Origin of the sequence: Nonomuraea sp. H19, assembly GCF_052068215.1 — a bacterium.
In the GTDB taxonomy this organism is placed as follows: domain Bacteria; phylum Actinomycetota; class Actinomycetes; order Streptosporangiales; family Streptosporangiaceae; genus Nonomuraea.
On the sequence record NZ_JBQHCV010000018.1, the window covers coordinates 26,126 to 48,012 of the forward strand.

The window sequence follows — 21,887 nt, forward strand, 5'->3', positions numbered from 1 at the left end:
GGAGACGGTCTTGAGGATCATTGGCGTACTTCCGCCTGGTAGGACCGGCGTACGGCCCAGCCGGCCAGCACGGCCAGCGCGGCCGCGGCGTAGAAGGCGGTCGCGGGACTGTCCGGCGCCCTTGGGCCGGCGACATAGGCGACAGCGCCCGCCAGGCCCACCCCCAGCCACTCCCATCGGCCGGCCATCGCGGCCAGCGCGACGACCAGCAGCGCGTACCAGGAGTAGCCAGGCGTGAACAGCAGCAGCAGTGACCCGCTGACGATCAGTGCGCCCTGCCATGGCCGTTCGGCCTCGCCGTACCGCATGACGTAGAGAGCGACCAGGACGAGCAGCACGATCGCGGCGTAGGGCGCCCAGGAGTCCGGCATCACCAGCCGTAAGAGGGCGTAGCGGTTCCCGTCGGCGGGTGTCTCGTATCGCTCCTCCTGGAGGTAGCCCGGCAGGTAACCCACGACGGACGCCCCTGAGCCCAGCACGTAGGGCACGTAGGAGAGAACCACGACCAGGGTGGCCGGGACAAGGATCTTGAAGCTGCGGCGCCAGTCCACGCCGTTCGCCAGGACTCCCGACAGTGCGCCGGGCAGCGCCGTGGCGGGCAGCAGCTTGGCCGCCACGGCCGCGCCGAGCAGCGCCCCGCGGACGCGCGGGGTGCGCATGGCGAGCACGACCAGCAGCACACCGAGCATGTCGATGTGCGCGTTGTTCACGGCCTCGATGGGTATGGCGGGGCACCATGCCCAGTACGCGGCCGTGCGGACGTTCCACCTGCACAGTGCCAGCAACACCGCGATGGCCAGCACCCAGCCGCCGAGCTGCAGGACCTTGTGCCGAGCGCCGTCCGGCGAGAGCCAGTGGATCAGGAGGAAGTAGCCCTGGGCGACGGGCGGGTAGATGGTGGGCACGGTGGGGCGGTTGATCCTGGTGCACCCTCCGTCCGGGAGCGGCCACAGGGCGCGGTCCGCGCACTCGGAGGGGAAGAGCCAGGCGTCGCGCAGCCCGGCGAGCGCCGGATCGGCCGGCGGGTGGTCGTACGGGGAGATGCCCGCGGCCTGGACCCGGCCGTCCCAGGCGTACCGGAAGGAGTCGGTGCTGCTGCTCGGCGGTGCGGTCAGCCCCGTCGTCATCACCGCGATGCCGCCCATGACGACCAGGACGGTCAGCATCCTGGCCGGGACCCGCCGCGCCAGCCACACAGCCATGGCGAACAGCGCCCAGGCCAGCAGATACCAGCCCAGGCCGGGCGATCCGGCCACCGTCCGCACCAGGACGAGGGCCAGGGCCACGAGCACGACGATGAGCTTCACGCTGGCAGCGTCACACTCCGCGGGCGGTTCGTGGCCACCGCGGCGCCAGCCGTTCGTACTCCATAAGAACCCTTACGGAATGCGAACGTCGCTTCAGCAGGGGCCGCGGGCCGGGTTAGCGTCGGCCGAATGAGAGTGATGGTCACCGGCTCGGCCGGCTTCATCGGCAGTCACGTGGTCGAGGCCCTGGAGGCCGCCGGGCACGAGGTCGTCGGCATCGACCTGCGCATCGGCACGGACGTGCGCGACGGTGCGGTGCTGGACCGGCTGCTTCCGGGCGTGGATCTCGTGGCGCACCAGGCCGCCAAGGTGGGTCTCGGCGTGGACGTCTCCGACCTGCCGGACTACGCCTTGATCAACATGTACGGCACGGCCGTGCTGCTGGCGGCCATGGCGCGCCATCGGGTCGAGCGGCTGGTGCTGGCCTCCTCGATGGTGGTCTACGGCGAGGGCTCCTACGAGTGCCCCGGGCACGGCCGGGTGCGCCCGGGCCCGCGCACGAGGCAGGACCTGGAGCAGGGCCGGTTCGACCCGGCCTGCCCTGACTGCGGCGTGCCGGTCCGTTGCGAGACCATCGCGGAGGACGCGCCGCCCGATCCGCGTAACGCGTACGCCACCAGCAAGCTCGCCCAGGAGCACCTGGCCGCCAACTGGGCGAGGGAGACCGGCGGCAGCGCGGTAGCACTCCGGTACCACAACGTCTATGGCCCGCGCATGCCCCGCGACACCCCCTACGCCGGCGTCGCCGCGATCTTCCGCTCCGAGCTGGAGGCGGGCCGGGCGCCGAAGGTCTTCGAAGACGGCGGCCAGTTACGCGACTTCGTGCACGTGCGCGACGTCGCCCGGGCGAACCTGGCGGCCGCCCTGGCGTCGGTGCGTCCCGGCGAGCTGCGCGCCTACAACATCGCCAGCGGCACCCCGCACACCGTCGGCGAGATGGCCGCCGTGCTGGCCGCCGCGCGGGGCGGGCCGGACCCGCGGATCACCGGCGGCTACCGGCTCGGGGACGTCCGCCACATCGTCGCCTCTCCCGAGCGGGCCGGCCGCGAGCTCGGCTTCCGCTCCGAGATCGGGTTCGAGGCGGGCATGAAGGAGTTCGCATGGTCATGACCATCGACGTGATCCTGCCCTGCCTCAACGAGGAGGCCGCACTCGGCTGGGTGCTCGGGCGCATGCCCGACGGCTACCGGGCCCTGGTGGTCGACAACGGCTCCACCGACCGTTCCGCGGAAGTCGCCCGCGACCTCGGCGCCCGTGTGGTGCATGAGCCGCGGCGCGGCTTCGGCGCCGCCTGCCACGCCGGGCTGCTGGCCGCGCGCGCCGAGGTGGTCTGCTTCATGGACGCCGACGCCTCCCTCGACCCCCGCCAGCTCCCCAGAGTCGCGGAACCGGTCATCGGCGGCCACGCCGACCTGGTCCTCGGCGCCCGCCAACCTCAGGGGGCACGCGCCTGGCCCTGGCACGCCCGGCTCGGCAACGCCGTACTCGCCCGCACGCTCCGCCGCCGCACCGGGGCGCCGTTGCACGACCTCGGCCCCATGCGAGCCGCCGGACGGGCACAGCTCCTGGCGCTCGGGCTGAACGACCGCCGGTTCGGCTACCCGCTCGAAATGGTGCTGCGCGCGGCCGGATCCGGCTGGCGGATCGCCGAGGTGGAGGTGGACTACCTGCCCAGGGCGGGCCGCTCCAAGGTCACCGGCACCGTCCGGGGCACGCTGCGAGCCGCCTCTGACATGCGGCGGGTCATGGCCGATCACATGAGGTGACACAGCCGATCTTCACGTGACTCACCTCACACCCCGCGGCCTTGAATCTCACACCGATGTCAGCTCCTAGCGTTGTCCTCATGACGACCACACAAGCGCCCATTTCCCTGTACGGTTTCCTGCGCCCCAAGCCGGAGCGCGCCGATGAGGTGCGGCGGATTCTCACCTCGCTCGTGGAGCCCACCCGGCAGGAGGAGGGCAACCTGGAGTATCACCTGCACGAGCATGAGGACGGCCGGTTCTTCCTGTATGAGGTCTGGCGTTCCCAGGAGGACCTCGACCAGCACAACCAGTATCCGCCGCTGCGGGCTTTCCTGGACGACTTGCTGGAGTATCTGGAGGAAGCCCCCGAGGGCTATTTCAACACCATGCTGAGCGCCTATCCGGCGACCGGCGCGAAATAGGCGACGGAATCCGCGGAGGTCACCGCCTCTTGAAGTAGTGCGCGACCATGTAGGCGGTGACCTTTTTGCCGATCTTCGCGCCCTCCACGTCGGCCGTGCGGGTATGAATTCCGCCCCAGATACGGGCTTCGATGACCTCGGCGAGCGCGTGCGAGAAGCCGCGGAAATGTCTGGTGGTGCCCGAGGCGGCGCTGTACCCGCTGAAGGAGATGTCGTCCCGGCCGAAGAAGTACGCCAATGCCGACATGCTCGCCGCCGTGAAGCAGGTGTGCCCGGACGTGTAGTCCGGGTGCGGTGGCGTGACGAGCAACGGCGCCCAGCCGGGATCGGCCGTCGTTCCCGGATTGCCGTCGGTGTCGGCCAGGTGGATCGCGGTGACGGGCCGCCAGAAGTTCCACGCCGCCTTCTCGTTGTAACAGGCGGTCGTGGCGTCGGCTTCGGCCATATCGGCCATCGCGAACATCCGCGCCGTCTGCAGGGTGTTCAGTCGCTGCTTCGTCGCGAGCCGGCGCTTGATCTCCCATTCGGCCAGGTGCCGGTCATGCCACCAGATCGCGGCTTGTGTCTGGTCGGCCGTCCGCACCGTGCTGGTCGCCGAGCCGATCGCCTTGACCTCGTTGAAGTCCCGGGCGTACCGGTGGCTGGCGAGCGAGGGCGGGCCTGGCGTGCGGAACATGGACGCGCTGGGGATGAGGAACGGTTTGAGGTTGGCGACCCAGGCTCCGTCGGAGGCGAACGCGGGTGGCGCCGGCCGCCACTGACCGGGCTGGATGCCCACGGTCCAGGTCTGGTCTCCGAACGCCCCGTCGTTCTGCCGCGCGGCGATCATCGCAGCGGCCGCCTGCGTGCCCACCGTGATTCCACGCTGCTTGGCAGATCCGCCGGGAAGCGCGGCGAGCGCCTCGTCGTACTGCGTCTTCAACCTCGCCTGCTGGGCCGGGAACAGCGCGTTCAGCACAAGGAAGCCCGCGGTCGCGACGGCCGCGTCCGTCGACTCGGTTCCATCGGCAGGCGGTGCGATCAGGTAGGGCTGGTAGGGGGTGCCGGCGATCGCGTTCACGGCGTCGTAAACGGCTCCGTGCACCATCGCGAAGCTGCGCGCCTGGACCTGCGGCTGCTGGCCGGCGATGTCCCAGATCGCTGTCTGGGCGTTTCTGTCCCAGACGATGACGGCATTGTCCGCCGTGTGCGAAGCCGCCGCGTACGCGAACGACGAGCCGAGTCCGGGAGAGCCGACGGCGACGACTCCGGCGACGGCTGAGTAAACGGCCTTGCGGGCCAGGACGCCGGCCCGGCCGGCGTCACGTAATTTGAGCATGGCGGGAAATTACTATGCCGGCCACATCCGTCGTAGTGGCCGAACGGTCGGAAAACCGATAATGACGTAACCGGAATTCAGCGCCCCGCCGGCGCGGGGCCGGTCGTGTCCGCCTCCCGAGGTCGAGCTCGACCCGAGCGGACATGCGTGCTCTGCCGGAGTGCGGTGAGTGCGGCCGCCAGGGAGGCTTCACGGCCGGGAAAACCCCTTGTCCGCACGGCGCAACGCCGCCGACATCAATCAGGCCAAGCGCTTACCGAAGGTCCGTTGGAGATGGACGAGAAGAGCCGCAAGAGCCAAGCGGTCTTCTCCTGCACTTCTTGCGGACACACCGAGCACGCCGACATCGTCGGGGCGATGAACATCAAGACCAAAGGACAGGCGGCCGGGCTGGTCGTCTCAGGGCGTGGAGACCCACCCGGGTCCGCGAAACGTCAAGCACCCCGTTCCACAGCACGGGCCGCGCAAGCGGCACGAGCTGCCGCATAGCGGCACGGGAATCCCCGTCACTTCAAGGCGGGGAGCAGGTCAACGCTTCGAGTCGGCGGCGATCGCGGCCTTGGGGCTGGTGTTCGGCGTTCTGGTCACGGTGCTTCGCGCCAACGTGTTCGTGGTCGGCACCGCGCTCAACGTGCTGGCCTCCGGCGCGACCGTCTACCTGCTGCGATCCTGGTTCGGGGTCAAGGGATCGCTCAGCGGCGACCGGATCCCGGCGCTTCCCGCCGCCCACCTCGGCGTCGTCGGCGACGTCCCGCTGCTCGGGCCCATCCTCTCCGGACAGTCCGTGCTGACGTACGGCGGCTGGCTGCTGGTGGCCCTCACCGCGTGGGCCGCGCGGCACACCGTGCTCGTACGCCACTTGAAGGCCGCGGGCGAGCACCCCGAGGCGCTGCGCGCCGCCGGCGGGAACGTCACGAGGGTCCGCGTCATCGCCCAGATGTGGTGTTTCACCTTGTGCGCGCTGGCGGGCGCACAACTCAGCCTCGGCCAGCTCACCCTGTTCACCGAGGGCATGACCAGCGGCCTCGGATTCATCGCCCTCGCGGCCGTCATCTTCTGCCGCGGCAAAGTGCTGCTCCTGGCGGGCATGTGCGCCGCCTTCGGGCTCGCGTCCGCGCTTTCGGTACGGCTGGACTCCTCCGTCATGCCGCCGCAGTTCGCGCAGATGCTGCCGTACCTGGTGGCGTTCGCCGGCCTCATCGTCCTGTCCCGGCGCTCACGCGTGTCCGAGACCCGCATGCTCACGCTCACCCTGGAGGACTGACCTCATGCGATTCGCCGACCTCGACAGCGGGGACATCGCGCTGTTCACCCGCGCCGACGAGGTCCTCACCAAGGCCCACCATCCGCAGCGGCATCAGGTCGCGGCCGCGATGCTCGGCGCTTCGGGCCGCGTCTACGTGGGGCTGCACCTGGGTTCCCGGCGCGTCAACATCTGCGCCGAGTCGTCCGCGCTGGCCGCCGCCCAGATCGCGGGCGAGGAGAGCATCACCACGGCCCTGGCGGTCTGCCTCGGCACGGCCGGCACCGCGCAGGTCACCAATCCCTGCGGGGTATGCCGCGAACTGCTGGCGACCTACTGCCCCGACGCCATGGTGCTCCTGGACGTCGAGGGAACGGTACGCAAGGCGGCGGCCCGAGATCTCCTGCCCCTGCCCTGGCTCCGCCCGGAGGAGACCGACTGGGCCGCCGCCCTGCCCGCCCTCCGGAACGACGGCGGCCGATGAAGGCGATCACCGACGTCTGTGTCGTCACCCAGGACCTGGAGCGGGCGATCCGGTTCTACACCGGGCCGCTGGGGCTCACCCTCGACCACCGGATGGAGGGCTTCGCCGACTTCCACGGCCTCGGCATCGCCCTGGCCGTCTGGGCCGCGGACCACCTCCGCGCCACGACCGGCGTCGCCGCCTCTGCAGGCGGCCACGGCTCCGCCGTCATGATCGCGGTCCGCCTCGACACGCCGGCCGACGTCGATGCCCGCTACCACGAACTGTCCCGTGCCGGGGTGAGGTTCCAGGCACCGCCGAAGGACTACCCATGGAACGCCCGCTGCGCGTACTTCACGGGCCCGGACGACGAACTGTGGGAACTGTACGCGTGGTACGACGGCGGCGAGCCCGGGGCCGTCCGCGACCGTGGAGGCGCTCACCGGCTTCCAGGGTGACGCACCCACTGCGAGCTCGGCGGGCCGGCGGTTGGACCGGGGAGCCTCGGGTAGAGCGTGCTGGCAGCACGCCGTGCCGGCTCCGATCCGGCCAGTGAGAAGGAGCGCCGTTGCAGCCACTGTCGAGTGCGCCAGCGCCGTCGACCGCCCCGGCTCCGGTGAGCGCCCTATGAAGGCCCCGGCACCTCCGCGCGTCGCGTGGCCGGTGATGTATCACCGCTGGTCGCAGATGACGTTCCTGCACTGGCGGTACCCCGCCGAGGTGGTGCGGGCGCTGGTGCCGGACTCGCTGACGGTCGAAACGTTCGACGGGACGGCGTGGGTGGGGCTGACGCCGTTCCTCATGGACGATGCGCGGATGCCGGGCATTCCCGCGCTGCCGTGGCTGTCGAGCTTTCCGGAGACGAATTGCCGCACCTATGTGCGTGACAGTCGCGGTCGCTCCGGCATCTGGTTCCTGTCGCTGGACGCCGGGAGGCTGGCGGCCGCGGTCGGCGGGCGCGCCGGCTACTGGCTGCCGTACTTCTGGTCGGACATGTCGGTGCGCACCGGGAGTGACAGCAGGCAGTACCGGTGCCGCAGACGCTGGCCCGGACCGGAAGGGGTGCGGTGCGATGTGGACGTGGCCGTGGGCACGACGCTGGCCGAGGACGAACGGGACGAGCTGGCGCACTTCCTGACCGCCCGCTACTGCCTGTTCACCATGGTGGCGGGGCGGCTGGCCGCGGCCGAGACCGAGCATCCCGCCTGGCCGCTGCAGCATGCCCGGCTGATCACCCTGGACCAGAACGTACTCCAGGCCGCCGGCCTTCCCGCTCCGGACAGCGCCCCGATCCTGCACGCCTCGCCCGGCGTGGCGGTGCGGGTGGGGATGTGGAGCTGGTGACGCTCCGCCAGGAGCCCAACCGGATCGTCGACTTCATGTCGCAGCCGCCCGAGTCTGTCCGAGGCCGGTCGGCAGCAGGGCGCGGATCGTGGCACGGACGGCCTTGAGGTCCACCGCCTCGGGAGCGACCCGCCACTGGGCGTGCACGCCGATGACGGCCCCCACCAGCAGCACCGTGAACGCCTCTGGGGTGGTGCCTGCGGGCAGCGCCTGAGCCGGTATCCAGGCCTGCACCCCCTGCCGGAGCGCCGCGTGGAGGCGCGCGTAGTGCTCGCGGATCGGCGAGCCGACCTCCACGGCCTCGGCGAGCAGGGTGATGAACAAGCGCGTGACAGGCAGGCGGATGAAGTCGACGACCCGATCCAGCGGATCGCCGGAGCGTTCCCCCGGGGGAGGGGCGAAACCGGTCAGCACGGCCTGGAGCTGGTCGTCGACCACCGCTTCCAGCAGGCCCAGCTTGTTGCCGAAGTGCCAGGGGATGGAGCCGCGGCTGATGCCGGCCTTGTCTGCGATGTCGATGAAGCTCGTCTGCCGGTATCCCTTCTCGGCGAAGAGCTCGGCGGCGGCCGCCACCAGCAGCCGGCGGCTCTCCTGAGTCCTCTCGATACGTCGCGTGGCCATGCAGGCCATCTAACCAGGTACGTCAAACGACAGAGCGAATGCTGGCTGGTATAGCCTATGTCAGTCAACATAGAAAAAGGAGGTGGGAACTCTCGTGAGACTGCCGAAGACCGCGCACACCTCCCGCCCGTGGCGCGTCCACGAACTGACGAGTGACTTCTCGGTCGAGGATGTGTGGTCGTTCCGCACTCCCGGAGCTGGGCCAGACGATTTCCCGGCGATGCTCGCAGCGATGCGAGCGGCCGGCCGGCCCGTGCAGCAGCCCTGGCCGGTGAGGTTCTTGTTCGCCGTCCGGTGGAAGCTCGACATGGAATCCGCTCGCGAGCCGGCGAACAAGACCGTGCACACCGTGATGCATCTCGGCTGGGTTCAAGGCACGAACGGCGACCATGAGTTGCGGATGGCCGTCCTCGTCAAGCCCAACGGATGGTTCGGGCGGCTCTACATGGCCGCCATCGCGCCTTTCCGGCACCTCATCGTCTACCCGGCGCTGACCCGGCAATGGGAACGAGCCTGGCGCGAAAGGAGGTCACGATGAACTCCAGAAAGCGGCTGCTCCGCTGGGCGAGCGGGATCATGCTCGTGCTGGGAACAGGGCACCTGTCCTTGCTGGCACTCGTCGCCTGGGAGGACGTCACCGGCTGGGTGGATCGGGGGATGTGGGCAGCCGTCCCGCTCGTACTCACGGACGGGGGAGCCGTTCAGACGGTGGAGTCTTTTCAGAACAAGGTCACCTTCTGGGCCGGTCCGGGAGGCTTCGCCGTGCCCCTGATTCTGTTGGGTTGCCTGACGTGGCACCTCGCTGGACGCGGGGTGGCTGTGCCCGCCGGAATCGGCTGGGGCCTCGCGACGTGGTGTGCGTTAGGCGGCGTCCTTCTCGTGCCATCCCCGTTCTTCGCCGGGATCATCTCCGGGGCACTCATCATCTTGGCTGCGCGGAAGGAAGATCGGCCGGCACGCACCGGGTTACCAAGTTCGGGGGTTTCGGGATAAGCCGGGGATTGTTCTTGAAGTCCTCGGGTAGCCCTCGCGGGGCGTCGCCCCGGCCTGCGTGGCCGGGGGCTGCGGCGGTGTGGGCAAGTCGGCGCGCAGACGCTCAATACGGCTGCGGACCGATCGCGGAACGGCTGTATGCGGGCCGTGTTCCACGCCACGAGCGCGGACATGCCGCGATGACGGGGATGGAAGGGGGAGGGCGCATGACCCGGCGTGGTGAGCCGTCGGTCGCGGCTTCGGGACAGTGGAGAGACGAGAATGGCGTGCGGCTGCCATCGGGCGAGGTCCACGCCTGGTATCCGGGGACGAATCAGACACTGTGCGGGCTGGCGCTCAGCCGGTCGCGGCTGCTCCGGTTCCACCATGTGCGGTGGCCGGAGGTGTTTCCGGAATCAGGCGGCGCGGCCGACGAGGTGGGACAGGTGTGCCGCCGCTGCCTGGCGGCATCGGGCCGGCGCTCGCACCGCGGCTGGAGCGAGGCCTGGACGCGGACGTCCCCGCGTCCTTAGCCGAAAGCGCTGATCAGGGCCGTCGTCCCACTCCGGTCAGGATCTCGCGGATTCTGCCCGGCCCGCTGGTGTGGGACGACAGCGGCGGCGTGCCGAAGTCCGCGGCGGAGCGGGCGCCCTCCAGAAACGCTTCGATGGCCTCGACCGCGGTGTGGGCAGGGGCCCAGCCCAGCTCGGTACGCGATCGCGTGGTATCCATGATCGGCAGGCGGAGCAGCATGTCGAGGAGATCCGGCGAGGCGGGCACCAGGCGCAGATGCCAGGCGACGGAGGCCGCGCCGTGCAGGAGCCATCCGGGCGCCGGCACGAGGCGCGCACCCAGCAGATCGGCCAGCACGCGTGGTTCGATCACCGGATCGGCGGCGATGTTGAACGGGCCCCAGACCGATGTGGTGACCGCAAGCCGGTAGGCCTCGCCGGCGTCGTCGGCATGCAACGCCTGGAAGCGAAGCCCCGGGGTGTCCGGCACGAAGGGCACCAGGCCGGGACGTATCAGCCGATGGGGCAGGAAAGGACCGCCGAAGAGCCGCCGCTGCTCGGTGGCTGCCTCGCGCTTGAAGATGAAGCCCGGGCGCAGCCGTACCACTCGGATCTCCGGATGATCGCGCTCGAACATGTCCAGCGCCCGCTCCACGTAGGCCTTCTCCCGCCCGTAGGCCGCCTGCGGCCAGCCGTGCGTCGGCCAGTCCTCGGTGACCGGCGTGTCTTGGGACCGGGCGAGTACGCGCCGACCGAAGAGGCGTACACCAGGGCCGGGACCTGGGATCGAGCCACCGCCTCGAACACGCGCAGGCTGCCGAGCGCGTTGGCTCTCCAGGTGATCGTGGGATTCCGCGTCGGCTGGAACAGCCAGGCCAGATGCACCACCGCGTCGGCTCCCCGCAGGTGCGGCGCGAGGTCGCCGGTGGCGACGTCCAGCGTCTGCCAGGTGGTCTTGTCCGGATGCCAGTCGGGTAGCCGGCGGGCCAGTCCGAGGACGGAGGTGACGCTGGGGTCGGCGGCGAGTGCGGAGACCACGCTCGTGCCCACGTTGCCGGTGGCGCCGATGACGACTACACGCATGGGCGCCCGCTGCCCGGCGGCCTGAGCGTCAAACCTTGCCCGGAACTCAGGCCGCCCCCATCACGCCAAGCAGGCTCGGATGAGAAGCTCTCAAATCGTTCGGCGGACTATCCGGAAGGTGGGCGTATCTCCCTGGGTGATCTCCGCATCGAGGGTCTTGTCTTCCAGGAATGAGGCGACGGTCGGTTCGACGTACACGCGAATGCCCTCTGACTCGACTACTTCATCGTCGGGGTGCGGTCCACTCGAGATCGACAGTTCAAGAGTTCCGGCAGGACCGTTGGAAGACGACGGTGCGATGCGTAGCCCGGTGTCTGGCGGTGTTTCCGGCTGTGACGTCAGATCGCGGATTGCGGCGACCGCGTCGGTGGTCAGCGTGAGCACGGCAACTCCTCCATTGGCGAAACTCCATGGTGGTGCAAGGAGCAGTTGCTGCCCTTGCCCGAACCGAGAGGCGAATATCCCCAATTAGCGTGAAATGCTCCTAATGTTGTGCTATTCCAAGTCGTCGGGATACAGCGCCTCACCTTCCTCCAGGTCGTCATCGTCCATGTCCTCATCTGGGGTGGCACCGGGCGTGGTGCTCGCCGGACGCCTGGAGGTCTCTTCTTCCGTCGGGGTCAGCGGTGCACCGCTGGTCTCTTCGCTTCCTCCGCGTTCAACCGGCTGGTCGCCTTGCTCGTGAGGGTGGTTCGTCATGATTTTTCCTTCTGTAGAGGCGGTTGCCGATTGGTGTGGCTCAGTCGTGAAATGTCCTTCCTCATGAGAGCCATAGCGACGCTCCTCCGCGGGCATCTTCTCGGCAAATCAGACCTGTCGGCGCCCGGCACCGTACGACCGGCCCGCCTTCGGGCGGCTGATGACCCCGAACTACGATTGGTCATGCGGCTTACCAGTTCTCCAGGCGGCTCGTCGTACGTCGAACGAGGACGCCATCCGATGGCCGCAGCGGCTTCCCGTCTCGTCGACGCCGGCCGCAGGCCAAGGGGAGGCCATATATGACCACACCGCCAAAATTCATTACGGGGCCCAGTAAGTTTCTTGACGAGCGCCTGGGGGCGGCGAATTTCCTCAAGCGCAATTTGCGCAAAATCTTCCCGGACCACTGGTCGTTCCTGCTGGGCGAGATCGCCCTTTACTCGTTCATCATCCTGCTGCTGACTGGAACGTTCCTGACCTTCTGGTTCAAGCCCAGCATGGAGCACGTGATCTACGACGGCTCCTACGCGCCGCTCAAGGGCGTGGGGATGTCCGAGGCGTACGCCTCGACGCTGGAGATCAGCTTCGAGGTGCGTGGAGGGCTGCTGCTCCGGCAGATCCACCACTGGGCGGCCCTGCTGTTCGCCGCCAGTTTGATGATCCACATGCTTCGCGTGTTCTTCACCGGCGCCTACCGCAAGCCACGTGAGCTGAACTGGCTGATCGGCATCGCGCTGTTCACCCTGGCCCTCTTCGAAGGGCTCACCGGCTACTCCCTGCCCGACGATCTGCTGTCGGGCGCGGGGCTGCGGATCACTCAGGGCGTGTTGCTGTCGATCCCGCTGGTCGGCACGTACCTGTCGTTCTTCCTCTTCGGCGGGGAGTATCCCGGCGACGAGGTGATCCCGCGCTTCTACGCGTTGCACATCCTGCTGATCCCGGGCATCCTGCTCGCGCTCATCACCGCCCACCTGATGCTGATGTGGGTGCAGAAGCACACGCAGATGCCGGGCAGGGGCCGTACCGAGATGAATGTGGTGGGCGCCCCGCTCCTGCCTTCTTTCATGGCCAAGTCGGGAGCGTATCTGCTGTTCACCACCGCCGCCCTGGCGGGCCTGGCCACCTTCGCGCAGATCAATCCCATCTGGCTGTTCGGCCCGTACACCCCGGCGGACATCTCGGCCGGATCCCAGCCGGACTGGTACATGGGCTTCCTGGAAGGTTCTCTGCGCCTCATGCACTCCTGGGAGATCAACCTCTTCGGTACGGCCCACGCGGGCACACTGCCGCTGAGCGTGCTCATCCCGGCGCTGGCCCCACTCGGGCTGGTCATCACCGGTCTGGTGCTCTATCCGTTCCTGGAACGATGGATCACCGGCGACCGGCGCGAGCACCACATCGCCGACCGGCCGCGCAACAACCCGCACCGCACCTCGATCGGGATCTCGGCCATCACGTTCTACGGCGTGCTGTGGCTGCTCGGCGCCAACGATGTGATCGCGGCGAACTTCCACATCAGCCTCAACTGGACGACCTACGCCGGCCGGGTGCTGGTCTTCGCAGGTCCGGCACTGGCTTATCTGATCACCTACCGGATATGTCTGGGCCTGCAGCGGGCGGACGCCAACACCATCAGCCACGGGGTGGAGTCGGGCGTCATCAAGCGCCTGCCGCACGGAGAGTTCGTCGAGGTCCACGCGCCGCCGGCGGAGGACATCAAAGCCCATGTGCGTGGTAAGTCGCCCATCCCCATGCTTGCCGCGGCCCGACACGACGGAGAGCGCATCCCGCCCAAGGACGCCCGCGGCCCGCTCGGCCGTCTGAGGCTCAAGATGAGCCGTACGTATGCCGGCGAGAAGATCCCTCTTGAGACCGGCCACGACGAGCACGGCGAGAGACAACCCGCCATGCTGGACGAGCACGAAAAGACACCACCAGACTGACCACGACCATCCGCCAGACGGCCCCGGCGGCCGCACCGACCGATGAACCACCCCGGAAGGTGGTGATGAGATCTTTCATGGCAGGCTTTGCCCAGGTAGGCGAAAGGGAGGACCTGGATGGCAGAGCCTGAGCGGAGCGGCGTACCGCAGCCGGTGCTGAGCGAGCTGACGACCGCCGCCATCTTCCTCGTGCTGACTGTCGATCACGGCGGCGAGCCGGCCGTTCGGGAGCTCCTGGGCGACCTGGCGGGGCTGTCGCGGTCGGTCGGTTTCCGGGTGCCGGGGGGCAGGCTCAGCTGTGTCGCCGGCATCGGGTCGGACGCCTGGGACCGCCTGTTCGACGGGCCTCGGCCCGGTGAGCTGCATCCCTTCCGTGAGGTCTGCGGGGCGGTGCATCGTGCGGTCGCCACTCCGGGGGACCTGCTCTTCCACATCCGTGCCGAGAAGCTCGATCTGTGTTTCGAGCTGGCGTCTCAGATCATGAACCGGTTGCGGGGCGTGGTCACGGTCGAGGACGAGGTGCAGGGGTTCATGTACTTCGACGTACGCGACCTGCTGGGCTTCGTCGACGGCACCGAGAACCCGGTGGGTCCGGCGGCGGCCGCGGCGGTGCTGATCGGGGATGAGGACCCCGGCTTCGCCGGTGGAAGCTACGTGATCGTGCAGAAGTACCTGCACGACCTGGAGGCGTGGAACGCCCTGCCCGTGCAGGCCCAGGAGCAGGTCGTCGGCCGCACGAAGCTGGAGAACATCGAGCTGGACGACGCCGTCAAACCGGCCAACTCCCATGTCGCGCTGACCACCATCACCGACCCGGACGGGACGGAACGCCGGATCCTGCGGGACAACATGCCGTTCGGGAACGTCGGCCGGGGCGAGTTCGGCACCTACTTCATCGGCTACGCCCGCACGCCGGCGGTCACCGAGAAGATGCTGGAGAACATGTTCGCCGGCGATCCGCCGGGCAATTACGACCGGATCCTGGACTTCTCCACCCCTGTGACGGGGACGCTGTTCTTCGTGCCGGCGGCCGGCTTCCTGGAGGACCTCCCGCCGGAGCCCACCGGAGCCCGCGAATCCACCGCCGCCGCCGCCGAAGTCCCCGGGACGCCCGACAAGCCGGAAACCCACCCAGCGAGGCCACGGTGACGCTCACGATGTAGGCGGGCGGGTGGAACCGGGTACTTCACGAACGAACTGATGAAAGGGGGCCGGTGATGGGCATCGTGTCACCGGGATTCCACGGCCGGCGGCGGGGGGCGGACGTCAAGCTCCCTCCCGGGCAGTACCTGGCCGAGGACTTCCCCGTCCTTTCAGCCGGTCCGACACCGCGGATCCGCCAGGAGGACTGGGAGTTCACCGTCACGACCGAGGCGGGGCGAGAATACCGCTGGAACTGGCGGCAGCTGATGGAGCTGCCCAGCGAGAGGCCGACGGTGGACCTCCATTGCGTCACCAAGTGGTCCAAGCTCGGCACCCAGTGGGAGGGCGTCTCGCTGGACACCCTGCTGGCCGACGTCGACACGGCCGCCGACTACGCGCTCGTCCACTCCTACGGCGGCTACACCACGAACCTGCCGCTGGAGGACCTCCTGGACGGACAGGCGTGGATCGCCCATCGCTACGACGGTGCGGACCTCGCCCCCGAGCACGGCGGCCCGGCCCGGCTGCTGGTACCCCACCTGTACCTCTGGAAGTCGGCCAAGTGGGTGCGCGGCATCCGGCTGCTCGACGAGGACGAGCCGGGCTTTTGGGAATCGGCCGGCTACCACGATTACGGAGACCCATGGCGCGAACAGCGGTACCAGGGCGACTGACCTGGCGCGTCGCCCGGCTCGCCGAGACGCGGGAGGAGACGGCGACCGCCCGGACCCTGGTCTTCGACATACCCGGCTGGCCCGGCCACCTGGCAGGTCAGCACGTCGACGTACGCCTCACCGCCGACGACGGCTACAGCGCCCAGCGCAGCTACTCGATCGCCGCGCCGGCCGACGGCGACCGGGTCGAGCTGACCGTGCAGGGCGTACCGGACGGCGAGGTCTCCGCGTACCTGACCGAGGGCGTGTCCCTGGGCGACGCGGTGGAGATCCGCGGACCCGTCGGCGGGTGGTTCGTCTGGCGGCCCGCCGACATGGCGCCGGTGCTGCTGGTGGCCGGTGGCTCGGGCGTCGTGCCGCTCATGGCGATGATCCGCGCCCGCCGCCAGGCGGGCAGCCGCACGCCGTTCCGTCTCGTCTACTCGATGCGGACGCCCGCCGACCGGTACTACGCCGCGGAGCTGCGCCGGCCCGACCCCGGTCTCGACGTCACCCACGTCTACACCCGCGAGGTCCCCGAGGGCTGGCCCCGGCAGCCGGGGAGGCTGACCGCCGCCGACCTGAACTCGGGCGGCTGGCCCGCGGAGCTCGCGCCGGACTGCTTCGTCTGCGGGCCGACCGGGTTCGTCGAGGCGGCCGCCGACATCCTCCTGTCCCTCGGTCATGCCGCACACAAGATCAAGACCGAGCGATTCGGCCCGTCTGGAGACTGACATGATCGACGATTACGAAGACGGCAACGCGCTGGCCGGCCCGCTGAGCGAGATATTCGCCTTCGACGTCACGACCGCGGACACCCGCTGTGCGGGCTGCGGGCGCACGGGTCCGGTCGCGGACCTGCGCGTCTACACCCACGCACCGGGGCTGGTTGCCCGCTGCCCAGGCTGCGAGGAGGTGGTCATGCGCATGGTCCGCACACCGACGGCGGCCTGGCTCGACCTGCGCGGCAGCGTCGCACTGCGCGTCCCGCTGGCCTGACCGTCCATGCGCTCGAACGCGCGAGGCCTCGGCGCAGCAGAGCAGGAGGCCACGCGTAAGGCCGGTACCCGGCCGGCATCGCCTCTCCGGCGGCTGCCATACTGACCGCCACGCCAAGACGTCGGCCGCACTGCCTTGCGTGTGTGTCGACGTCGCGGACGGGTGTTCCCCGTCGCTGGGCGCAAGATCTATAGGAGCACGTCAAAGGGCGCGGGAGCCGTGCATGGAGCGACGGCAGATCGAGTATTTCCTGGCGGTGGCCGCGCATGGAAGCTTCACGAGCGCGGCACACGCCCTTAACATCACGCAGCCATCGTTGTCGCATGCGATCGGAGCGTTGGAGCGCGAGCTGGGGGTGGAGCTGTTCAATCGCCTGGGGCGGGGCGTGCGCCTCACCGCGGCGGGTGAGGCGCTGCTCGAACCGGCACAGCAGATCGTGTACGACTTCGCGACGGCCCGTAGATCCGTGCAGTGGGTTCGGGGTCTGCGAAACGGCCGGTTGGACATTGTCGCCCTGACGACTCTTGCAGTTGATCCACTGGCTCGCATGGTAGGAGAGTTTCGGGGCCTATATCCGAGAATCGATATTCGTATTGCCGACCCAGAGCAGGCGATCGAGGTCGCCGATATGGTGCGCTCCGGGCAATACGAATTCGGGCTGGCGGACTTCTCCGTTCCGGCGCCACGGCTGCATACCATGGAATTGCCTGAGCAGGAAATGCTCGCCGTGCTCCCTCCGGACGCGCCGATGCCCAGCCGGCGGATGCTGACGATCAGCGAGGTGGCCTCGATCGACCTTGTCACCACTCCGCAGGGGACGACGACGAGGATGATGACCGAGCAGGCGCTCGCCGGCGCCGGCATCCCCCTGCGCATCGCTGTGGAGACGACACATCGAGCCGCTATCGTGCCGCTCGTTCTCGCTGGTGCCGGTGGTGCGCTGCTCCCCCTCCCCATGGCGGAGGACGCCGCGCGCCAAGGCGCGCGGATGTTCCGCATCGACCCTCCGGTGACGCGTCGTGTCCGCCTGCTCTGGCGCGCCGAGCCGTTGTCGCCGGCGGGACAGGCTTTCGTCGAGTTCGCGGATGCCTTCCGCGGGCGTGCGCGACAGGCCGAAGCCATGCCATAGAAGGCGTCTATACCACGCAAAGGAGAACGGTCTAGGTCCGCGGCGAGGTCGCATTGACGCCCTCTTTTCTGACGCGACATCGTGATACCGCGCACACAAAACGGATTTCGGTCCGGGCGATATAGCTGCGGGGCGCGAGCGCTGGACAGCGTATCAACCATGCCGCCAAGAAATTCGTCTCCTTCTTTCCATCCTCCTGCTCATTGTTTCCTGAAGGGATCCACCGTGGGCCGGTGTTGCGGAGTAGACCACCACAGCGGGGAGTACACGGACGAGCAGCGTGCTGATCTCGACCGCGTGCTCGCCTTCAACCGCAAGCTCGCTGCCGCCATTGAGAACTGTCATGACGTCTCGCCTGTCGAGGCGCTGCTGGATCCCGACCCCCTGAGATACATGTGGGTCGACGAGGGCGGCGGCCGGATCATGGAGTTCATCGCGCGCGCCGAGGCGGCACTGGCAGCCGCTCCCCGCCTCGCCGGGCACCAGCGGCTGGCGGGCCGCCCGGTCCGTACGTCAGGCTCCGCCGCCCGGCCGGCGGTCGCCACAGCGGGCGATGGCCGGATCGTTCACGCTTGGACGGAATGGGAACCGGACGCCGGCGATCGGGTGCTGGCGATGCTGCTAGACGGGCCGTCCGCGGACGGAGAGCCGGTCGTGCTGTCGGCGGATCCGGCGGACTGCTTCCGCCCCACCGCGCTGTTCGACGCCGCGGGACGCGCCTGGGTGTGCTACGCCCGCTCTGACGGGGGCGAGGTCACGGTGTGGTGTCGCCGGCATGAGCATGGCCGGTGGACCAGCGAGGAGCGGGTGAGCAGCACCGAGCACCCTTCGTTCAACCAGGAACTGGCGGCACACGTGGACGGCAGCGTCGAGGTGTGCTGGCAGGGACGCATTGACAACCGCTTCGGCATTTTCGCACGACGCTGGCGCGACGGCACCTGGGACGAGACCCGGCTGGTGAGCGAGGGCGTCGAGGCCAACGTATGGGATCCGGCCATCGCTCCGGCACCGGGTGGCGGCACGACGTACGCCTGGACGGAGTACGCCGACGGCACGTACCGCATCGTGCTGCGCACGGTGGATGCGCTCGGTGATCTTTCGCCGGTTCGTGTCATCACCGGCGGCAGCGACTACGCGCTGCATCCGAGTCTGGCCGTCACGAGCGAGGGCACGGTTTGGTGCGCGTTCGACGTGATAACGATTCACGGACACGGCGGTTCCGGTCCGACCCGGCTGCGACCTGTGGAGAGTCTGCCGGGCACACCCCGGGTCGAGGGCATGCGGGAGAGCGGTGACTTCGTTCCCCCGGAACTGCTGCCCGAGGTCACCGCATCGATCCGGGTCGTCCGCGTCGACGGCGACGGGGTGCGGGAGGCGGACGGCACGCTGGCGAAGGGCCTCGACGTGGTTCCCGGTGGACTGCCCCGGCTGGCCGCCGACCCCGGTGGCGGGCTCACCGTCGCCTACCGGGTGCACCGTCGCCTGCCGCTGATGACTTACTACTGGGAGGTCGCGGCCCAGAGCCTCGGGCCCGACGGCTGGTCCGCGCCCACGACCTTCTCCGGCAGTGATGGGACGCTCGAGGAGCCGGCGATCGCGCCGTTGCCCAGCGGGGCGATCGTCGCGTGGCAGACCGACGGCCGCTTGGAACGCGGCCTCGCCTGGACTGAGGGTTTCGGTGGCCGGGAGTGCCCGTTCCTTCTCGAGCACCACGGCGAGGTGATCTGGCACGGCATGCACGGGACAGGATCGGTCCGGTCCGCACCGGTGACGTCCTCAGGACCGGCGCGGGCGGATCGCCGCCTGGAACTCGTGCACAGTTCGGAACGCCGGGAATCCCGCGCCTGGCTCGGAGGCGATCGCGAGCGGTACACGACGCACGTGGCCGGGCAGGAATACACGCTGTTCTGGGGAGACCTGCATCGGCACTCGCTGATCAGCCGGTGCACCTCCGGAGACGAGCCGTCGCTGGAGGACTTCTACCGCTACTCATGGGACGTCTGCGAGTATGACTTCTGGGCCGTCACCGACCACTCCGAGAACAGCACCGACTACCAGTGGTGGTCGATCCAGAAGGTCGCCGATCTGTTCCGCGTCGACGGCCGGTTCGTGCCGCTGTACGGATTCGAGTGGACCGGCCTGACCGGCCATCAGAACGTCATCTACGGCGACGTCCGCCGCGGAGCGCCGATCTTCTCCGCGTACGCGCAGGGGTCGGAAACGCCGAAAGACCTGTGGCGGCAGATGCGTGAGCATCCTGACTTCCCGGCGATCACGATACCCCACCACCCCGGATCGGCGATGGTGCCGTTCGACTGGAGTCTTTACGACCCGGAGTATCTGCGGCTGGTCGAGGTCTTCCAAGCATGCCGGGGCAACTATGAGGACGACGGCTGCTTCCGGCAGTACTCGGACGGCACGCTGCCCGGCACGTTCGTCCTCGACGGGCTGCGCCGCGGCCACCGCTTCGGCCTGATCGCCTCGTCCGACCACGGCCACGGCGCGAGCTACATCGGAGCGTATGCCGAACGGCTGGACCGAGCCTCGATCTTCGAGGCGCTGCACACCCGCCGGGTGTTCGCCGCCACCACGCGAGACCTCCTGCTGGACGTCCGTTTCGGCGACACGTTCATGGGCGGTGAAACCGACGCCACAGGGCCTGTGGAACTCTCGGCCTACGTGCGCGGCTACGGCGAACTCGCCCGCATCGACGTCGTCCGCAACGGGGAGGTCGTCCACAGCGTTCTCCCCGGCCTCGACCTGCCACGTGATTGGATCGCGGTACCGGTCCGCGTCGAATGGGGTCTGAGCTCAGCGACCACGGACTGGAGCGGTGGCCTCACGATCGACGGCGGCGAAGTGCTGCTGACGCCCTACTGGAGTCCCGAGATCGTCGAGGTCGACCGGGCGGGCGTCAGATGGCAGGCGAGCACGAAGAGCTTCGGCGAACCGTACGGCGCGCAGCGCGGAGGCATCGAACTCACCCTGCTGGGACCCGCCGAGGCGACGGTCAACGTCAAGACCTCCCAGGGCGAGCACACCACGACGCTGGGCACACTGCGTACGGCGATCGTCGAGGTTCCCGTGAAGAACGGCAACGACGGCCGGATGCGCCTGCAGCACGGGGTGGGCGGACTCGTCTCACTCGGCGGCCACGAGCACCGCTTCCAGTGGGCGGACGAGATGGCCGGGTCAGGCTGGTACTACGTCCGCGCTTACCAAACCGACGGCGAGATGGCCTGGTCCTCGCCGATCTGGGTGGATCGGGCCTGAGACCCGATCGTCGGTTTCAAGAGATAGGGATGAATTCCATGAGACGTCTATCCGGAAGGCTGTGGGGGCTCACCTGCATCCTGGTAGCGGCGACCACTGTCGCGGCCTGCAGCGGCACCAACCCGGACGGGTTCGCCTCCGGCGACAGCGGCGGCCGCGCCGCCAGGTTCGTCCAGCAGCCTTGGGGGGATCTGGTGGTGGAGACACAGATCGCCGTCCACCTTCTCAACACTCTGGGATATCGGGCGAGCACTCAGGAGGTGTCGGTTCCGCTGGCGGGCCAGGCGCTCGCGACCGGTCAGGCGGACGCCTATCTCGGGAACTGGTGGCCGAGTCAGAAGCCCGTGTTCGAACAACACCTCAACGCGGGCAAGGTCGAAGTCGCCGGCACCCTGCTGGACGGCACGGAGTTCTCCCCGGCGGTGCCGGGTTATGTGGCGGAGAAGTACGACGTGCGTTCCCTTGCCGACCTGGATCGCCACGCGGACGCGTTCAAGCGCAAGATCTACGGGATCGAGCCCGGCGCACCGGCGAACCAGATCATTCAGCAGGCCATCGAACGTGACGCGTACGGGCTCGGCGACTGGGAACTCGTGCAGAGCAGTACAGAGGCGATGCTGGCAGAGGTGAGCCGGCACGCGGCGAAGCAGCAGCCGATCGCCTTCCTCGGCTGGAGCCCGCACTGGATGACGATCGACTACAAGCTGGTCTTTCTCGAAGATCCGCAAGAAGTGTGGCCGGGGGCCGGGCAGATCCGTGTGCTCATGCGCAAGGGATTGAAGGAGCAGGACCCCAATCTCTACCGCTTCCTGTCGCAACTTCGCGTGGACGCGGAGATGGCCTCGGCGTGGATCCGCGCTCTCGACAAGGAGAAGAAGACGCCGCAGGTCGCCGCGAAGGAGTGGATGCGGACCCATCCACAGGTGATCGAGGGCTGGCTGAACGGGGTCACGAACGTGGACGGCGAACCGGCCGCCAAGATCGTGCTGCCAGGCCTGGGCGCATGACGCACGCG

Annotated in this window: 23 protein-coding genes and 1 pseudogene; 17 read left to right on the top strand and 7 right to left on the bottom strand. The window is 68.8% G+C overall.

All coding sequences use genetic code 11. From position 1 onward, the window contains the following. Positions 1–17: 17 nt before the first annotated feature. A complete protein-coding gene (locus tag ACTMTI_RS34185; RefSeq protein ID WP_441124795.1) occupies positions 18–1,307 on the bottom strand; it encodes a glycosyltransferase 87 family protein in 1,290 nt (429 codons plus the stop codon). Between the two features lie 129 nt (positions 1,308–1,436). Between ACTMTI_RS34185 and ACTMTI_RS34190 the strand changes: the two genes are divergently transcribed. From ACTMTI_RS34190 to ACTMTI_RS34200, 3 genes are all read left to right on the top strand, one after another. Then, positions 1,437–2,417: an NAD-dependent epimerase/dehydratase family protein gene (locus ACTMTI_RS34190; RefSeq protein WP_441124796.1), complete on the top strand. Its 981-nt coding sequence runs from the start codon at positions 1,437–1,439 to the stop codon at positions 2,415–2,417. Beyond that, positions 2,408–3,073: a glycosyltransferase family 2 protein gene (locus ACTMTI_RS34195; protein WP_441124797.1), complete on the top strand. Its 666-nt coding sequence runs from the start codon at positions 2,408–2,410 to the stop codon at positions 3,071–3,073. Before ACTMTI_RS34190 ends, ACTMTI_RS34195 begins: the two co-directional genes overlap by 10 nt. A gap of 80 nt (positions 3,074–3,153) precedes the next feature. Beyond that, on the top strand, positions 3,154–3,477 hold the full coding sequence (locus tag ACTMTI_RS34200; RefSeq protein WP_441124798.1) for a putative quinol monooxygenase: 324 nt from the start codon (positions 3,154–3,156) through the stop codon (positions 3,475–3,477). Positions 3,478–3,496: 19 nt separating this feature from the next. On the opposite strand, the gene ACTMTI_RS34205 is transcribed toward ACTMTI_RS34200, so the two are convergent. Then, positions 3,497–4,795 (bottom strand): vanadium-dependent haloperoxidase, encoded by a 1,299-nt coding sequence (locus tag ACTMTI_RS34205; protein ID WP_441124799.1) that lies wholly within the window; start codon positions 4,793–4,795, stop codon positions 3,497–3,499. A 273-nt stretch (positions 4,796–5,068) separates the two neighbouring features. Here ACTMTI_RS34205 and ACTMTI_RS34210 point away from each other — a divergent pair, with 273 nt between their 5' ends. From ACTMTI_RS34210 to ACTMTI_RS34230, 5 genes are all read left to right on the top strand, one after another. Continuing rightward, positions 5,069–5,284, top strand: coding sequence for a zinc ribbon domain-containing protein (locus ACTMTI_RS34210; RefSeq protein WP_441124800.1), 216 nt, complete (start codon positions 5,069–5,071; stop codon positions 5,282–5,284). Continuing rightward, positions 5,202–6,059 carry an ABC transporter permease gene (locus ACTMTI_RS34215; protein ID WP_441124801.1) on the top strand — a complete coding sequence of 286 codons (858 nt, stop codon included), beginning with the start codon at positions 5,202–5,204 and terminating at the stop codon, positions 6,057–6,059. The genes ACTMTI_RS34210 and ACTMTI_RS34215 overlap by 83 nt, the downstream gene beginning before the upstream one ends. Before the next feature lie 4 nt (positions 6,060–6,063). Then, positions 6,064–6,522 carry a hypothetical protein gene (locus ACTMTI_RS34220; RefSeq protein ID WP_441124802.1) on the top strand — a complete coding sequence of 153 codons (459 nt, stop codon included), beginning with the start codon at positions 6,064–6,066 and terminating at the stop codon, positions 6,520–6,522. Further along, positions 6,519–6,959, top strand: coding sequence for a VOC family protein (locus ACTMTI_RS34225; RefSeq protein ID WP_441124803.1), 441 nt, complete (start codon positions 6,519–6,521; stop codon positions 6,957–6,959). The genes ACTMTI_RS34220 and ACTMTI_RS34225 overlap by 4 nt, the downstream gene beginning before the upstream one ends. A 169-nt stretch (positions 6,960–7,128) precedes the next feature. Next, complete coding sequence (locus tag ACTMTI_RS34230) at positions 7,129–7,845, top strand: YqjF family protein (RefSeq protein ID WP_441124804.1); 717 nt, start codon at positions 7,129–7,131, stop codon at positions 7,843–7,845. Between the two features lie 33 nt (positions 7,846–7,878). Here ACTMTI_RS34230 and ACTMTI_RS34235 read toward each other — a convergent pair whose 3' ends face one another. Then, the gene (locus ACTMTI_RS34235; protein ID WP_441124805.1) at positions 7,879–8,466 is read right to left on the bottom strand and encodes a TetR family transcriptional regulator; all 588 of its coding nucleotides are present in this window, start codon (positions 8,464–8,466) and stop codon (positions 7,879–7,881) included. A 94-nt stretch (positions 8,467–8,560) separates the two neighbouring features. Here ACTMTI_RS34235 and ACTMTI_RS34240 point away from each other — a divergent pair, with 94 nt between their 5' ends. After that, positions 8,561–9,004: a DUF2867 domain-containing protein gene (locus ACTMTI_RS34240; protein WP_441124806.1), complete on the top strand. Its 444-nt coding sequence runs from the start codon at positions 8,561–8,563 to the stop codon at positions 9,002–9,004. Between the two features lie 980 nt (positions 9,005–9,984). Here ACTMTI_RS34240 and ACTMTI_RS34245 read toward each other — a convergent pair. The 4 genes and pseudogenes from ACTMTI_RS34245 to ACTMTI_RS34260 all read right to left on the bottom strand — a co-directional run bounded on the left by ACTMTI_RS34245 (position 9,985) and on the right by ACTMTI_RS34260 (position 11,732). Next, positions 9,985–10,605, bottom strand: a complete 621-nt coding sequence (locus ACTMTI_RS34245; protein ID WP_441124807.1) for a hypothetical protein — start codon at positions 10,603–10,605, stop codon at positions 9,985–9,987. A gap of 128 nt (positions 10,606–10,733) precedes the next feature. Then, a pseudogene (locus tag ACTMTI_RS34250) lies at positions 10,734–11,033 on the bottom strand (NAD-dependent epimerase/dehydratase family protein); the annotation flags it as partial. A gap of 90 nt (positions 11,034–11,123) precedes the next feature. Then, positions 11,124–11,417 (bottom strand): Fe-S cluster assembly protein HesB, encoded by a 294-nt coding sequence (locus ACTMTI_RS34255; protein ID WP_441124808.1) that lies wholly within the window; start codon positions 11,415–11,417, stop codon positions 11,124–11,126. Positions 11,418–11,528: 111 nt separating this feature from the next. Continuing rightward, positions 11,529–11,732 (bottom strand): hypothetical protein, encoded by a 204-nt coding sequence (locus ACTMTI_RS34260; RefSeq protein WP_441124809.1) that lies wholly within the window; start codon positions 11,730–11,732, stop codon positions 11,529–11,531. 299 nt (positions 11,733–12,031) lie between these two features. On the opposite strand from ACTMTI_RS34260, the gene qcrB reads away from it, so the two are divergent. The 8 genes from qcrB to ACTMTI_RS34300 all read left to right on the top strand — a co-directional run bounded on the left by qcrB (position 12,032) and on the right by ACTMTI_RS34300 (position 21,879). Beyond that, the gene (gene qcrB / locus ACTMTI_RS34265; RefSeq protein WP_441124810.1) at positions 12,032–13,675 is read left to right on the top strand and encodes a cytochrome bc1 complex cytochrome b subunit; all 1,644 of its coding nucleotides are present in this window, start codon (positions 12,032–12,034) and stop codon (positions 13,673–13,675) included. 117 nt (positions 13,676–13,792) lie between these two features. Beyond that, positions 13,793–14,824, top strand: a complete 1,032-nt coding sequence (locus tag ACTMTI_RS34270; RefSeq protein WP_441124811.1) for a Dyp-type peroxidase — start codon at positions 13,793–13,795, stop codon at positions 14,822–14,824. Between the two features lie 68 nt (positions 14,825–14,892). Further along, complete coding sequence (locus tag ACTMTI_RS34275; RefSeq protein WP_441124812.1) at positions 14,893–15,492, top strand: sulfite oxidase-like oxidoreductase; 600 nt, start codon at positions 14,893–14,895, stop codon at positions 15,490–15,492. Continuing rightward, the gene (locus tag ACTMTI_RS34280; protein ID WP_441124813.1) at positions 15,462–16,205 is read left to right on the top strand and encodes a ferredoxin reductase; all 744 of its coding nucleotides are present in this window, start codon (positions 15,462–15,464) and stop codon (positions 16,203–16,205) included. Before ACTMTI_RS34275 ends, ACTMTI_RS34280 begins: the two co-directional genes overlap by 31 nt. Before the next feature lies 1 nt (position 16,206). Continuing rightward, positions 16,207–16,470, top strand: coding sequence for a DUF6510 family protein (locus ACTMTI_RS34285; protein ID WP_441124814.1), 264 nt, complete (start codon positions 16,207–16,209; stop codon positions 16,468–16,470). Positions 16,471–16,693: 223 nt separating this feature from the next. Then, the gene (locus ACTMTI_RS34290) at positions 16,694–17,599 is read left to right on the top strand and encodes a LysR family transcriptional regulator (protein WP_441124815.1); all 906 of its coding nucleotides are present in this window, start codon (positions 16,694–16,696) and stop codon (positions 17,597–17,599) included. A 225-nt stretch (positions 17,600–17,824) separates the two neighbouring features. Then, positions 17,825–20,872: a DUF3604 domain-containing protein gene (locus tag ACTMTI_RS34295; protein ID WP_441124816.1), complete on the top strand. Its 3,048-nt coding sequence runs from the start codon at positions 17,825–17,827 to the stop codon at positions 20,870–20,872. A 38-nt stretch (positions 20,873–20,910) separates the two neighbouring features. Next, a complete protein-coding gene (locus ACTMTI_RS34300) occupies positions 20,911–21,879 on the top strand; it encodes an ABC transporter substrate-binding protein (protein ID WP_441124817.1) in 969 nt (322 codons plus the stop codon). Positions 21,880–21,887 lie beyond the last annotated feature (8 nt).